The organism is Caproiciproducens sp. MSJ-32 (genome assembly GCF_018918055.1).
Taxonomy (GTDB): domain Bacteria; phylum Bacillota; class Clostridia; order Clostridiales; family Clostridiaceae; genus Clostridium.
Genome location: NZ_JAHLPS010000063.1, coordinates 1 through 14,630, shown reverse-complemented (window position 1 = coordinate 14,630; position 14,630 = coordinate 1). Strand labels below are relative to the sequence as shown.

The 14,630-nt window shown below is 30.4% G+C and carries 13 protein-coding genes and 1 pseudogene; 12 read left to right on the top strand and 2 right to left on the bottom strand.

Annotation, left to right across the window (positions count from 1 at the left end; translation table 11 throughout):
* Window positions 1–8 precede the first annotated feature (8 nt).
* From carB to KQI16_RS12990, 7 genes and pseudogenes are all read left to right on the top strand, one after another.
* Window positions 9–3,182, top strand: coding sequence for a carbamoyl-phosphate synthase large subunit (gene carB, locus KQI16_RS07365; protein ID WP_216433220.1), 3,174 nt, complete (start codon window positions 9–11; stop codon window positions 3,180–3,182).
* Window positions 3,183–3,192: 10 nt separating this feature from the next.
* The gene (locus KQI16_RS07360; RefSeq protein WP_216433217.1) at window positions 3,193–3,924 is read left to right on the top strand and encodes a dihydroorotate dehydrogenase electron transfer subunit; all 732 of its coding nucleotides are present in this window, start codon (window positions 3,193–3,195) and stop codon (window positions 3,922–3,924) included.
* Entirely contained in the window at window positions 3,912–4,823 is a 912-nt protein-coding gene (locus KQI16_RS07355) for a dihydroorotate dehydrogenase (protein ID WP_216433215.1), read from the top strand. Before KQI16_RS07360 ends, KQI16_RS07355 begins: the two co-directional genes overlap by 13 nt.
* Window positions 4,823–5,521, top strand: coding sequence for an orotidine-5'-phosphate decarboxylase (gene pyrF, locus KQI16_RS07350; RefSeq protein ID WP_119865362.1), 699 nt, complete (start codon window positions 4,823–4,825; stop codon window positions 5,519–5,521). The genes KQI16_RS07355 and pyrF overlap by 1 nt, the downstream gene beginning before the upstream one ends.
* A gap of 13 nt (window positions 5,522–5,534) precedes the next feature.
* On the top strand, window positions 5,535–6,176 hold the full coding sequence (pyrE, locus tag KQI16_RS07345; RefSeq protein WP_119866589.1) for an orotate phosphoribosyltransferase: 642 nt from the start codon (window positions 5,535–5,537) through the stop codon (window positions 6,174–6,176).
* Window positions 6,176–7,078, top strand: a pseudogene (gene pyrB / locus KQI16_RS07340) (aspartate carbamoyltransferase); the annotation flags it as partial. The gene pyrE and the pseudogene pyrB, both read left to right, overlap by 1 nt.
* Window positions 7,055–7,333: a hypothetical protein gene (locus KQI16_RS12990; protein WP_330654167.1), complete on the top strand. Its 279-nt coding sequence runs from the start codon at window positions 7,055–7,057 to the stop codon at window positions 7,331–7,333. The pseudogene pyrB and the gene KQI16_RS12990, both read left to right, overlap by 24 nt.
* Window positions 7,334–7,413: 80 nt before the next feature.
* On the opposite strand, the gene KQI16_RS07335 is transcribed toward KQI16_RS12990, so the two are convergent.
* On the bottom strand, window positions 7,414–7,551 hold the full coding sequence (locus tag KQI16_RS07335; protein ID WP_164704092.1) for a hypothetical protein: 138 nt from the start codon (window positions 7,549–7,551) through the stop codon (window positions 7,414–7,416).
* A 154-nt stretch (window positions 7,552–7,705) separates the two neighbouring features.
* Between KQI16_RS07335 and surE the strand changes: the two genes are divergently transcribed.
* Both surE and KQI16_RS07325 read left to right on the top strand, forming a co-directional pair.
* Window positions 7,706–8,464 (top strand): 5'/3'-nucleotidase SurE, encoded by a 759-nt coding sequence (gene surE / locus KQI16_RS07330; RefSeq protein ID WP_216433211.1) that lies wholly within the window; start codon window positions 7,706–7,708, stop codon window positions 8,462–8,464.
* A gap of 7 nt (window positions 8,465–8,471) precedes the next feature.
* Window positions 8,472–10,037: a ClC family H(+)/Cl(-) exchange transporter gene (locus KQI16_RS07325; RefSeq protein WP_216433209.1), complete on the top strand. Its 1,566-nt coding sequence runs from the start codon at window positions 8,472–8,474 to the stop codon at window positions 10,035–10,037.
* Between the two features lie 73 nt (window positions 10,038–10,110).
* On the opposite strand, the gene KQI16_RS07320 is transcribed toward KQI16_RS07325, so the two are convergent.
* Window positions 10,111–10,884 (bottom strand): N-acetylmuramoyl-L-alanine amidase family protein, encoded by a 774-nt coding sequence (locus tag KQI16_RS07320; RefSeq protein ID WP_216433207.1) that lies wholly within the window; start codon window positions 10,882–10,884, stop codon window positions 10,111–10,113.
* A gap of 378 nt (window positions 10,885–11,262) precedes the next feature.
* Here KQI16_RS07320 and KQI16_RS07315 point away from each other — a divergent pair, with 378 nt between their 5' ends.
* Genes KQI16_RS07315 through KQI16_RS07305 form a run of 3 tightly spaced genes read left to right on the top strand, consistent with a single transcriptional unit; the run spans window position 11,263 to window position 14,482 of the window.
* Window positions 11,263–12,036 carry a hypothetical protein gene (locus KQI16_RS07315; RefSeq protein WP_216433206.1) on the top strand — a complete coding sequence of 258 codons (774 nt, stop codon included), beginning with the start codon at window positions 11,263–11,265 and terminating at the stop codon, window positions 12,034–12,036.
* Window positions 12,037–12,047: 11 nt separating this feature from the next.
* Window positions 12,048–13,133 carry an AAA family ATPase gene (locus KQI16_RS07310; RefSeq protein ID WP_216433204.1) on the top strand — a complete coding sequence of 362 codons (1,086 nt, stop codon included), beginning with the start codon at window positions 12,048–12,050 and terminating at the stop codon, window positions 13,131–13,133.
* Between the two features lie 11 nt (window positions 13,134–13,144).
* Window positions 13,145–14,482 (top strand): vWA domain-containing protein, encoded by a 1,338-nt coding sequence (locus tag KQI16_RS07305; RefSeq protein ID WP_216433202.1) that lies wholly within the window; start codon window positions 13,145–13,147, stop codon window positions 14,480–14,482.
* Window positions 14,483–14,630 lie beyond the last annotated feature (148 nt).

Sequence of the window (14,630 nt, the reverse complement as noted above, 5' to 3'; positions counted from 1 at the left end):
GAGTAAAAATGGCAAAAAGAACAGATATTAAAAAAATAATGATTATTGGATCAGGTCCTATTATTATTGGACAAGCAGCAGAATTTGATTATGCAGGAACAGAAGCTTGCCTTGCTCTTAAGGAAGAAGGTTATGAAATAATTTTAGTAAATTCTAATCCTGCAACTATTATGACTGATGTAAGCATAGCTGATAAAGTTTATATGGAACCTTTAACTCTTGAATATATTGAAAAAATTTTAAGATATGAAAGACCTCATGCAATAGTTCCAGGTATTGGCGGTCAAACTGGTCTTAATATGGCAATACAGCTTGAAAAGAAAGGGATACTTAAGGAATGTGGAGTTGAACTTTTAGGTACTAGCAGTAAGAGTATAGAGATAGCTGAAGACAGAGAATTATTCAAAGAAATGTGTGAAACTATTGGAGAACCAGTAATTCCTTCTAAGATAACATATAACCTAGAAGAGGCTAAAAAGGCTGCTAAGGAAATTGGATATCCTGTTGTACTTCGTCCTGCATTTACTTTAGGAGGTACAGGTGGAGGATTTGCAAATAATGAAGAAGAGCTTATTGAAATTGGTATAAATGCTTTTAAGCTTTCTCCTGTTCATCAAGTATTAATTGAAAAAAGTGTTAAGGGATATAAGGAAATTGAATTTGAAGTTATGCGTGATTCAAAGGGGAATGCAATAACAATCTGTGGTATGGAAAATGTTGATCCAGTAGGTGTTCATACCGGAGACTCAATAGTTGTTGCGCCTATCCTTTCATTAAAGGAAGAGGATAAAAAAATGCTTCAAGATAGTGCAATTAAAATTATAAAGGAATTAAAGATAGAAGGTGGATGTAATGTTCAATTTGCTCTTAATCCTTATAACAGTGAATATTTCTTAATAGAAGTAAATCCAAGAGTTTCTCGTTCTTCAGCTCTAGCATCTAAGGCAAGTGGATATCCGATAGCAAAAGTTACAGCAAAAGTAGCAGTTGGTATGGAATTAGAAGAAATAGAAGTGGCAGGTGGAACTGCAGCAATAGAACCTAGCCTTGATTATATAGTTGCAAAATTCCCTCGTTTCCCCTTTGATAAATTTCAAACAGCTTCCAATAAACTTGGCACTCAAATGAAGGCAACAGGGGAAGTTATGAGTATTGGGTCAAATTTGGAGGAATGTTTCCTAAAAGCTGTTCGTTCTTTAGAAATAGGGGTTTGCCATTTATATCTTTCAAAATTTGATGATATGTCAATTAGTGAATTATTAAATTATATAAGTGATTTTAAGGATGATAATATCTATGCAATTGCTGAGCTTATAAGAAGAGGAACTTCGATTGAAGAAATTCATAAGCTTACTATGATAACTAAATTATTTCTTGAAGCAATAAAGAAAATTATAGATATGGAAAATAAAATAAGAAAAACTCCTTTTGATAAAAATATATTAAAAGAAGCTAAAAGAATGGGCTTTTCAGATAAATATATTTCTAAACTATGGGGTTGTGATGAGATAAAAATTTATAAGCAAAGAAAAGAAGAAGGAATTATTCCAATTTTTAAAATGGTTGATACTCTTCATACCGGAAAATATATTCCATATTTTTATTCATCTTATACAGGAGAAAATGTATCAAAACCAACAGATAAAAAGAAAATAATAGTTCTTGGTGCAGGTCCAATCCGTATTGGACAAGGTGTTGAATTTGACTATTCAACAGTTCATGCAATACAAACTATTAAAAGGGCTGGATATGAAGCAATTATTATCAATAATAATCCAGAAACAGTTTCAACAGATTATACGATAGGAGATAAACTTTATTTTGAACCTTTAACTGCAGAAGATGTTATGGCAATAGTAGATTTTGAAAAAGTTGAGGGAGTGATTGCAAGTCTAGGTGGTCAGACAGCAATTAATCTTGCAGAGCCTTTAATGAAACGCGGCGTTAAAATTATAGGAACTGATTGTGAAGCAATAGATAGGGCAGAAAATCGTGATAGATTTGAAAAGATACTTGGGGAGCTTAATATTCCACAACCTAAGGGAAAAGCCGTAACAAATATAGAAGAGGGAGTGAAAGCTGCTGATAGCATAGGTTATCCGGTTTTAGTAAGACCAAGTTTTGTGCTTGGAGGAAGAGCAATGCAGATTGTAGCAAATGAAAAGCAGTTAAGACAGTATTTAAAAACTGCTGTAGAAATAGATTTAGACAAACCAGTATTGGTTGATAAATATATTCAAGGAAAAGAAGTAGAAGTTGATGCTATATGTGATGGTAGAGATGTATTTGTACCAGGTATTATGGAACTTGTTGAAAGAACAGGAATACATTCAGGAGATTCAATAAGTGTTTATCCTGCTTTTAGTATATCAGACAAGGTAAAAGGAAGAATTTTAGAATATACAAAGAAGCTTGGGTTAGCAATAGGAATAGTTGGTCTTTATAATATACAGTTTATAGTTGATAAAGAGGATAATGTTTATATTATAGAAGTAAATCCAAGATCTTCTAGAACAGTACCGTTCTTATCTAAAGCTACGGGTTATTCCCTAGCAGATATTGCAACAAAAGTTATTCTAGGAAAATCCTTGAAAGAAGAAGGGATATTTGATATATATCCAAAGGAAAAGAACCGTTACTATGTAAAAGTTCCTGTATTCTCTTTTAATAAAATAAAAGGATTAGATGCTTATTTATCACCAGAAATGAAATCCACAGGGGAAGCGATTGGTTATGATAATAAATTAAATAGGGCATTATATAAGGGGCTTCAAGCTAGTGGCATGCAGCTTAAAAATTATGGTACAGTCTTTGTAACTGTAGCGGATAATGATAAGGAGGAAGCTCTTCCTCTTATTGGTAGATTTTATAATCTAGGTTTTAACATTAAAGCAACAAAAGGTACTGCAAATTTCTTAAAGAAGTATGGAATACATGCCAGTATAGTAAAGAAAATCAGTGACGGAAGTAATGAGATATTGAACTTAATTCGTCAGGGAAGCATTGCTTATGTAATTAATACAAGAAATCTTGCTTCAATGAAACAAATGAGTGATGGACAATTAATTAGACATTGTGCCACTGAAAATAATGTAACCATACTTACGTCTCTTGATACAGTTAGAGTTCTTCTAGATGTTCTTGAAGAAACTACACCTATAATTTCGACAATAGATGCATAAAGGGTGAATTATGAAGAAGATAAAGTATAAAGTAATTAAAAATATAGAATTAAATGATAAGGTTATGGAAATGACCCTTTTGGGAGAAACATCAGGCTTAAAGCCAGGTCAGTTTGTTAATATTCAACTTGAAGGATTACATTTAAGACGGCCTATCTCTGTTTGCGATATAAAAGGAGATAAATTAATAATTCTATATAAGGTTGTTGGAAAAGGAACTGAATTTATGAAGAATATTCAAGGAGGATACCTTGATATATTAACAGAACTAGGGAATGGTTATGATTTATCAAAATCAGGAGATAAGCCTCTTCTTATAGGGGGTGGAATTGGAATTCCACCAATGTATTACCTGGCAAAAAAATTAATTGAGGAAGGAAAGAAGGTTAAAGTAATTCTTGGCTTCAATACTAAAGATGAAATTTTTTATGAAGAAAAATTTAAAAATTTAGGGGCGCAGGTATTTATAACAACTGTAGACGGCTCTTATGGCAGCAAGGGATTTGTAACAGATAAAATGAAAGAGGTAGATTATTCTTATTTTTATACCTGTGGCCCTGAGCCTATGCTTAAGGCTGTTCATAAAATTAGTAAGACTAGTGGGCAATTTAGTTTTGAGGAAAGAATGGGCTGTGGTTTTGGAGCTTGTATGGGCTGTTCTTGCAAAACAATTACAGGATTTAAGAGAATTTGCAAAGAGGGACCTGTTCTAGATAAGGAGGAGATACTATGGAAAGATTAAGGGTTAATTTATGTGGAATAGAGCTTGATAATCCTGTAATAGCTGCTAGTGGAACTTTTGGATATGGTTATGAGTTTGCAGAAATTTATGATATCAATTGCCTAGGTACCTTTTCTTTTAAAGGTACCACCAAAGAAGCTCGTTTTGGAAATCCCACTCCACGAATTGCAGAATGTACTGCTGGTATGATAAATGCGGTGGGGTTGCAAAATCCTGGTGTTCAAAAGGTAATTGATGAAGAACTGCCAAAACTTAAAAAATGTTTTAATAAAAAGGTTATGGCAAATGTAAGTGGATTTTCTATTGAAGATTATGTATATACTAGCGAAAAGCTTGATAAATGTGAACAAGTTGGTTGGATAGAAGTTAATATTAGCTGTCCTAATGTTCATGGAGGAGGGATGAGTTTCGGTACTTGTCCTGAAACTGCTGCAGAGCTTACAAGGGCAGTTAAAAAAGTTACAACAAAACCTATAATATTGAAATTATCTCCTAATGTTACGGATATTGTATCCATAGCTAAGGCTTGTGAAGAAGCAGGTGCAGATGGAATTAGTCTTATTAATACTCTTTTAGGAATGAGAGTTGACCTTAAAAGCAGGAAGCCTGTTATAGCCAATAAAATGGGGGGATTTTCAGGAAGCGCCATCTTTCCAGTAGCTCTTAGAATGGTATATCAGGTAGCTTCAGCAGTTGAAATTCCGGTAGTAGGAATGGGGGGAGTGTCAAGTGCAGAAGATGTAATTGAAATGATGCTTGCTGGTGCAACAGCAGTTCAGGTGGGAGCAGCTAATCTTGTAAATCCTTATGTTTGCAAGGAGATAATAGAAGAGTTGCCTAATGTAATGAAAAAATATAATATAGATAATTTAAAAGATATTATTGGAGGAGCATTGTAATGGGAAAGGATGTTATTATTGCCTGTGATTTTCAAAGCAAGAAAGAAGTATTTGAATTCCTCGATAAATTTAAAGGGAAAAAGCCTTTTGTAAAGATTGGGATGGAACTTTTTTATTCAGAGGGCCCGCAAATTGTAAGGGAAATTAAAAAAAGAGGTCATAAGATATTTCTTGATCTTAAACTTCATGATATTCCAAATACAGTAAAAAAATCAATGGCAGTTTTATCAAAACTTGATATAGATATTTGTAATCTTCATGCTGGGGGAACTATTACTATGATGGAAGCTGCCCTTGAAGGTCTTAGAAGATCTGATGGAACAAGACCTATTTTAATTGCTGTAACTCAGTTAACTTCAACAGATGAGGAAACTATGAAAAGAGATTTATTAATATCAGAGCCTATTGAAAAAGTTGTTATGCACTATGCTAAAAATGCAAAGAAGGCAGGACTTGACGGAGTTGTATGCTCACCTCTTGAGGCAGAAAAAGTACATGAGTTTTGTGGAAAGGATTTTTTAACTGTAACTCCAGGAATACGTTTTGTAGATAGTGAATTAGGTGATCAAAAACGCATCATGACCCCAAAGGATGCTAAAAAAATTGGCTCAGACTACATAGTTGTAGGAAGGCCAATTACGGCAGCTTTAGATCCGGTCGCTGCTTATATGAGATGTATAGAAGAATTTGTTGATTAAGGGAGATGAAATAATGGAAAAACTAATAGCAAAGGATTTACTTAAAATAAAAGCAGTGTTCTTTCGTCCAGAAGAGCCTTTTACATGGGCAAGCGGAATAAAGAGTCCTGTATATTGTGATAATAGGCTTACTCTTAGTGATATAGATGTACGTAATCATGTAGAAGAAGGTCTTGCAAAGATAATAAAGGAAAATTATCCTGAAGCAGAAGTATTAATGGGAACTTCAACGGCAGGTATCGCCCATGCAGCAATCACGGCTCATCTTTTAAATATTCCTATGGGATATGTTCGTTCAAGCACAAAAGGTCATGGGAGGCAAAATCAAATTGAAGGCAGGCTTGAAAAAGGGCAGAAGGTTGTAGTCATTGAAGATCTTATTTCAACGGGTGGAAGCGTAATTGATGTTGTCAATGTATTACGTGATGCTGGGGCAGAAGTTTTAGGTATTGCTAGTATATTTACATATGGAATGAATAAAAGTATTGAAAGGCTGGAAGAAGCAAAGGTTAAGAATATCTCCCTTACAAATTTTGATGTAATTGCTGAAGTAGCAGCAGAGGAAGGATATATTAAGAAAGAGGATATAGTAAGATTAATTGCTTTTAGAAATAATCCATCAGATAAGAGTTGGATTGGTGGTGTAAAGAAATAATGAAAAGCCTTATTGATATACTTGATTTTTCAGTAGAGGAAATTGATGAACTTATATATCTTGCAAATGATATTATAGATAATCCTAAAAAATACAGTGAAATATGCAAGGGGAAAAAACTAGCAAACTTATTTTTTGAACCTTCTACAAGAACTAGACTAAGTTTTGAAGCTGCTATGTATGAACTTGGTGGAAATGTAATAGGTTTTTCTGAGGCGGCAAGTTCGTCAGTATCAAAAGGAGAAAGTGTAGCTGACACTACAAAGGTTATAAGTTGTTATGCTGATATAATTGTAATTCGCCATCCAAAGGAAGGAGCTGCGTATGTTGCAGCTAATAATACATCTGTACCTGTAATAAATGCTGGTGATGGAGGTCATTGTCATCCAACGCAGACTCTTGCAGACCTACTTACAATATATAGGGAAAAGGGAAGATTAAAGGACTTAACTATAGGATTTTGTGGCGATCTTAAATATGGAAGAACTGTTCATTCTCTTATAAATGCCCTAACAAGATATGATAATATCAATATGGTCTTTATATCACCAAAAGAATTAAAAGTTCCAAATTATATTAAAAAGGACCTTCTTGAGAACAAGGATGTTTCATATGAAGAGACTACTAAGCTTGAAGAAGTTATTCCAAAACTTGATATTTTATATATGACAAGAATTCAAAAAGAAAGGTTTCTTAATGCAGAGGATTATTTAAGACTTAAAGATAGCTATGTTTTAACTCCTGAAAAGCTTAATGGAGCCAAAAGTGATATGTCGATAATGCATCCTCTTCCTAGAGTTAATGAAATCAGTGTTTCTGTAGATAAGGATAGTCGTGCTTGTTATTTTAAACAGGTTTTAAATGGGAAATATATAAGAATGGCCCTTATAATAAAACTTTTAAAAGAAAGTATGAATTTTAACTTTGATTTTATAGGATATGTTGATCCTAATACAATGGTAAATATAATGAAAGATAATAAAAGAATTAGAAATTTAAATACAGAAAGGCATAAAAGATTAACAAATTTAATTAAATGCAATAATCCAAGATGTATAACATCTACTGAACAGGAGCTTGAACATATATTTGAGTTAAGGGACAAAGAAGATGAGATTTATAGATGTATATATTGTGAAGCAAAAGGAAATAGGTAAATAATAAAAATAATACTGAGAAAAACTTAATAAAGTTTTTCTCAGTTATTTTTGTATTTGTGCTAGTGTGTTTTAGGACCTTATTTATATTCTGTATGATTTGATGGTTCTTCATCTGCGAATGGAGTTTTTTCGTTAGCTTTATTTTGTATTCTTTTTTCATAATTAGAAGAAGTCGGATCAGAAGTATAGTTTATATTTTTCTTTTTATTTTTCATAATTTAACCTCCTTGATATATGTCAATATTTATAATTCCCTTTTATTAATTAAAATATTAATATATAATTTATTTGTTAGTACTTATTATGCTTTAGACTAGTAAAATATAATTTTTATATGATTTACATATAGGAAGATTTAGGAGAGAAAAGATGAATGTTTTAATTGTAAATGATGATGGTATTAATGCAAGAGGGATATATGACTTAGCAAAAGAAATATCCAAAAAGCATGAAGTTACTGTAGTAGCACCAAGGGAGCAAAAAAGTGCATCAAGTCATTCTATATCAATACATAATCCAATAAAAATAAGAAAAGAAAATATAGATAAGGATTTTGAAGCATACAGTTTAGTAGGTACACCAGCAGATTGTACCCAGGCAGGCTTATCCTTACTATGCAAGCAAGTAGATCTAGTTATATCAGGAATTAATAGAGGTCTTAATTGTGGGACTGATATTTTATATTCAGGAACAGTTTCTGCAGCAATAGAGGCTTCAATCTATAATGTTCCAGCAATAGCTTTTTCTATGGAAGTAGATTGGACAAGGTGTGATGAGGATTATACTATAGCTGCTAAGCTTGCTGGAAAAATTGTAGACATAGCAGAAGAAAAATACTTAAAAAATAATGTAGTGTTAAATGTTAATATACCTAATCTTAAAGAAGAGGAAATAAAAGGGGTTAAGGTTTGTAAGTTAGGAAAGTCTACATATAAATCTGAATATGTGCTAATTGAAGATGCTGAAGAAAAAACTTATGAAATAAGCTCAAATAGAAATAAAATTGAACAAGAGGATACTGATTTATTTTATTTATCAAAAGGATATATAGCCATAACTCCATTACATTATGATTTTACAAATTTCAAAATGTTGGAGGAGGTAACTAATATATTTGAAATGAGGTAGATTAGTAATGGATACAAGTAGTACAAAGGAAATTCTTAAAAGTAGAAAAAATATGAAGATTAAGTTATTGTTAGAAGGTACACTAATTGGATTTCTGGTAGGGTTTGTTATAGTGTTGAATAGATTAGCAATAAGTAATCTTACAAGATATTTTAATAATTTTTATGATTTTGGAAATCAATCAATAATAAAGTCGATAATAGTGATTATAACTTTAACTTTTATAGGTTATTTAGTTGGAATTATGGTAAAAAGAGAAGAAATGATATCTGGTAGTGGTATTCCTCAAATAAAGGGAAGAGTAGTAAATAAACTTAGGTTAAATTGGTTTAAAATACTTATATATAAATTCCTAGGAGGAGTAATAGCATTAGCAGCAGGTTTATCTTTGGGGAGAGAAGGTCCCTCTGTTCAAATTGGTGGGGCTGTTGGAGAAGGAGTTGCTGATTTAACATATAAGAAAGTTAAAGTTAAGAAAGAATATTTGATTACATCAGGTGCTTCGGCAGGATTAGCAGCAGCTTTTAATTCCCCTTTATCTGGAATGATATTTGCTTTAGAGGAAATACATAGAAATTTTTCTCCTTTAGTTCTTTTGCCAGCAATGGCATCAGCAATCGCAGCTGATTTTGTATCAAAAAGATTTCTAGGAATGGAACCATCTTTGAATTTTGAGAGATTACAAGTATTACCTTTAAAATATTACTGGTTATTAATAATTCTTGGAATTTTGACTGGAGTAGCAGGAACTATATTTTCAAAAGGAATATATTTATTTCAAGATCTTTATGGAAAATTTAAAAAAATACCAATTGAAGTAAAAATAATGTTTCCCTTCTTTGTGACAGCTTTAATTGGCTTATTATTTCCATCCTTATTAGGAGGAGGACATGATACAATATTAAACTTAACAGTTGAGGATAATTCAATTTGTATATTAATATTACTTTATTTAAGCAAGTTTTTATTGTTGATGATAGCTTTTGGCTCAGGAGTACCAGGAGGGATTTTTCTTCCAATGCTTTTACTTGGTGCTATTTTAGGTAATATTACAGGTGTATTTTCTTTTACATTTTTGGGATTAAATAAAGAATTTATTGTTAATTTTATTGCTTTAGGAATGGCTGGTTATTTTGCAGCGGTGGTGAAGGCTCCAATTACAGGAATAGTTTTGATAATGGAAATGACAGGTTCATTTAATCATATTTTATCATTAGGGTTAACAGTAATAGTTTCTTATATTACTGCAGACTTCTTAAAAAATGAAGCAATTTATGAGCTTCTACTTGAAAGATTATTAAAGAGGAAAGGGATTAAAGAAGAAGCTGATAATACAAAAAAAACTATTTTAGAATTTCCAATTGAAGCGGGGAGTATTGCTGACGGGAAGTATGTAAAAGACATAGAGTGGCCAAAAGATTGCTTGTTAGTTTCTATAAAAAGAGGTGAAAAAGAAATAATTCCAAAAGGAAAAGTTCAACTTTTAAGTGGAGATTATTTAGTGGTTATAGTTACTTTAGAAAAAAGAATAGAAATATTTGAAGAAATAAATAGTATTACATTGGTAAATTAGAAAGCTAAATATAAAAATAGTAGATAGTATTTAATAATAAAACTTATCTACTATTTTTATTTAATAATATTTTTTATATTGAATCAATATATTCAATAATAGAATTTTTTAGAGCTTCAGCTATTTTTTCCTTTCCTAAATCAGAGGTAAGATATCTTTCATCTAAAATATTACTTAAAAAGCCTAACTCTACTAGAATAGGTGTTGCAGTGTTAAGTTCTAGAACTGCAAGGGCATTCTCCTTATTTTCATAAGTTTTTAATCCCCTGTCTTCACTATAATTAAGGGCTACTAAATTATTTTGTACAATAGTTGCAAATTTAAGGCTTTCTTCCATTTCAGCTTTATACCATGTTTCAATTCCTCTTGCAGAAGTAGAGTCATAATTACTATTGCAATGTATTGAAATGAATAAATCAGCCTTAAATATTTTAGAAATTTTTATTCTTTCTTTTAAGCTATCATTAGCGGTACCTAAATAGGGAATAGAATCATTAGTTCTGGTGTAAACCACATTAATATTTTCATCTTCTAATAATTTTCCTAGCTTTAAGGAGATATCTAATACTATATCTTTTTCAAAAATCCCCTTAGTACTTTTTGTTCCAGTATCCCAATCACCATGCCCAGGGTCTATGCATACTGTAATTGTGTCTTCATTGTTATAAGAAGCAGCAATCTTTTTATTTATATAAGTGTTCTTTTCATGTTTAGATTTTATTATAATAAAAAGAGTAGATATAATAATAAATAAAGTAAATAAGCAGAATAAATTAAAAATTGTTTTTCGTCTTTTTTTACGTTTATATAATAGTTTTCTCCTTTCTGAAATATTGAATTCTTTCATATCTTATACCTCAAATAACTATATTTTTATATTTATTATACTTAACATAACAACAAATGTAAATAAATGGAAATAAAATTAACAAATTTATAATATTATCCATTAAGGTATATTGATTAGATATAATGCTTTATATAAAATTAATATAGAGTTAAATAAAGAGGGAATAAATATTTAATAAATTTATATTGGTAGTTGTAAAATATATATTTATTTTATTAACTACCAATTATTTTATATAAATTTATATAAAATTAGTTTTTGTTTAATAATAATTATTAAATAAAAGTATATAGTAATTATTTTACGATTGTTGTATAATATTTATGCGAAAGATAAAATACAAAATTATTAACAATATAGTAGAAGGGAAGAATTATGTTAGAAATTGATTTAAAAAGGATAAAAGAAAACCCATTCCTTATTAAAGATATAGAAAATCCAACTGAGGATTTAATTATTGAAGCTGTTAATAAAAATGGATTGGCAATAAAATATATAAAAAATCCAAGTAATTTAGTAAAGGAATATGCTATTAGGAATAATCCCTTGGTAGTGGAATATATTGAAGATCTAGATGAGGAAAATTCTATATTAGCAGTAAGATTACTATGGAATTCATTAAAGTATATTAAAAATCCTACAGAAAAGGTTAAATTGGAAGCAGTAAAAACAAAGGGGTGGGCAATTCAATTTATAGAAGATCCTAGTGAGGAGATTCAGCTCTTAGCAGTAAGAAAAGATTATGATGCTATTAAGTATATAAAAAATCCTAGTTTAAAGGTTCAATTAGAGGCTATTGAAAATTATTGGGCAGCTATAAAGTTTATAGATAATCCACCTTTAGAAGTTAAAAGAGCAGCCATAAGAAAAAATGAAGAAGCCATAAATTATATTTATTATGATATAGATGAACTCAAGATATTAATTGGAGATAATATAAAAATAGTTAAATATGTTTTTGATTCAATAACAGTAGATTTTGTTGTTGATATAGTAATAGAGAAGGTAAGTCAGGAAGAAATAGACGAGAAATATCTAATAGACTTTTTAGAACTAGAAATATTAGAAATGAATAAGATAAATTTTATAAGAGAATATGGAAGTAAAAAGGCTAAGATGTTATTAGTTGATTATGAACTTTCAAGATAAGAGGTGACAGAATGAAATTTTCAGAAGCAAAAAATGCTATAGAATTAGTTTTAGAATCAGGAAGTGTACCCTTAATTATAGGGGAAGCTGGTATAGGAAAAACATCATTAGTAAAAAAGATATGTAAGGAAGAAAATTATTATTTAGTTAATATAGATGCTAACCTTTTAAAAGAAGGAGAAATTGGTGGCTTGCCAATAGTTGAAAATGGAAGAACAACATATGCTGCCCATTATAAGTTGTTAGAAATAGATGAAGCATTACAAAGTGATAAATACAATGGAGTACTTTTATTTATAGACGAGCTTAATAGATGTGAGCATGCAGTACAGCAGGAACTTATGAATATCATTTTAAATAGAGAAATAAACAATTATAAGCTTGCTGAAAATGTAAAAATTGTAGCAGCTATGAATCCATCAAATAAATATGATGGATATGAATATTCTGATTATCAAGTAGTAGATATGGATAGTGCCCAAGAGGATAGATTTGTCTGGATAGAACTAACTTCAGATATTAAAGAATGGATAAACTGGGCAATGAGCAAAGAGGGAAATATAAATGAAAATATAATAGAATTTTTATCTACTTTTCCTGAATATTTGAGCACCCCAAATTCTAAGGAAGCAATTAAAGCTACTCCAAGAAGCTGGGAAAGAATTGGAAGAGCATATAATGTATATATAAAAAATCCAAATAAATATTCATTAAATACTTTATATAATATTGTAAAAGGTAATGTTGGAATTAGTATAGCTACAGATTTTATTAATCATATAAAAAATATAAAAGATAAAATTATTAAGCCAGAAGAGTTATTTGCTTATGAAGTTTTACCTTTAGAATTAAGAGAAGAATTAAGAAATGAAAGCCATTCAAGGCTATATATAATAGCGAAAAATTCATTAAGATATTTAGAAGAAAATAATATAGATAAAAATAGAAAATTATATGGCGATTTATTAAATTCCTATCCTAAAGATTTAAGATTAGGAATAATGAAAGAAGTTAAAATAGATGCAAGTGAAAAACTATATAAGGATCTATTAAATGAGGAAAAGTTTCTTGATGCTTTTTTTGCTATATTTGAATAGGGATGATAGTTATGGAATTTGAAAATATACGTGCAGTATTATTAGAAAGAGCTTATAATATTAGAAATGGATTTGAAGATATTACTTTTGAAAGAGACTTTTTTTCCCTTGTAGAAAGTATCATTGTATCTATGATTCAAGGAGAAGATAATTTCTTTGGACAGTTTTTGGTAAAAATTGAAAGAGGTATAAAATATGATATTACTTGGCCTCTTGCAACAGTGCCAATGCTTAAGGGATTTAAGTTATATTTTAATCCATTACTATTTTTAGAATGTAACAAGAGAGAAATGGTAGCCTTATTTAAACACGAAATATATCATATAATGTATGGTCATCATGAAAGAGAGAAAGAGCTTAGAAATAAATATACTACAACAGCTGTAAACATGGCATTAGATATATCTATAAATCAATTTATTAATAATATGCCTCCAGAAAGTTATAGATTAGAAAGATTTAATTATGAATTTTATGCTTCCTTAAAAGAAGATAATTCAATAGAGTTATATGCAGAAGAAATTGATAAAATCATTAAAGAGAAATTAAAAAATAAGATGAAGTCTGATGATAAGGATATTGGAACAGTAATTGATATTTCTAAAGCTCATGATGCCTGGGAGGAAAGTGATTTAAATTCAGACTCAATAAAAGAAATGACAAAAAAAATAGCTGTAAGCTCCTTAAAGAATAAAGCTCCAGAAGATATTAGAAAAATAGTAGAGTCCTATAAGGAATTAGCTCAAATATCCTGGCAGGATGAGCTAAAACGCATGCTTCCTACAATTAGAGCAGGACAAAGAAAAACTATAACTAGGAAGAGTAGACGACAACCTGATAGGCTGGACATTAGAGGAAGTTTACCAAATTTAATACCAGAAGTAATAGTAGCTTTGGATATTAGTGCATCTATTAGTGAAGGTGAAATACACAAAATAATGATTGAAGTTTTAGATATTGCTAAAAATAGAAGCAGTAAAATCACTGTAATTGAATGTGATGACCAAATTAGGAGAGTTTATGAAGCTAAATCCAAAAGGGATTTTAAAAAGAGAAGTTCAAATAATGGAGCTACGAAGTTTTCTCCGGTATTTAAATATTTGCATGAAAATAGATTAAAGAATCGAGTGTTAATATATTTTACTGATGGAGTTGGAGAAAATGAGTTAGAAGTTAAGCCGATAACTAAAAATGTTATATGGGTTTTAACAGGAAAGGAAGATTTATCCCTTAAGAAATCCTTTGGTAAAATAAAAAGAATAGAAGTAAAAGAACAAGAAGAACTAAGCGCTACTGCCGCTCTTGATATGGTTAAGGAGTTTCAAAGAGAGAATGTAGTTATAAGGTAATTTACAAATTGTAAATTACCTTTTCTTAGGTGCGCCCGGCATGGGCGTAATCTTGTCGGTGAAAGTCCGATACGGGGGTTGATAGTGCCAACCGTTAGCCTAAGACAAGGGTGTCCACCGCGAGGTGGAATCTGAAGGAAGTCGGCGG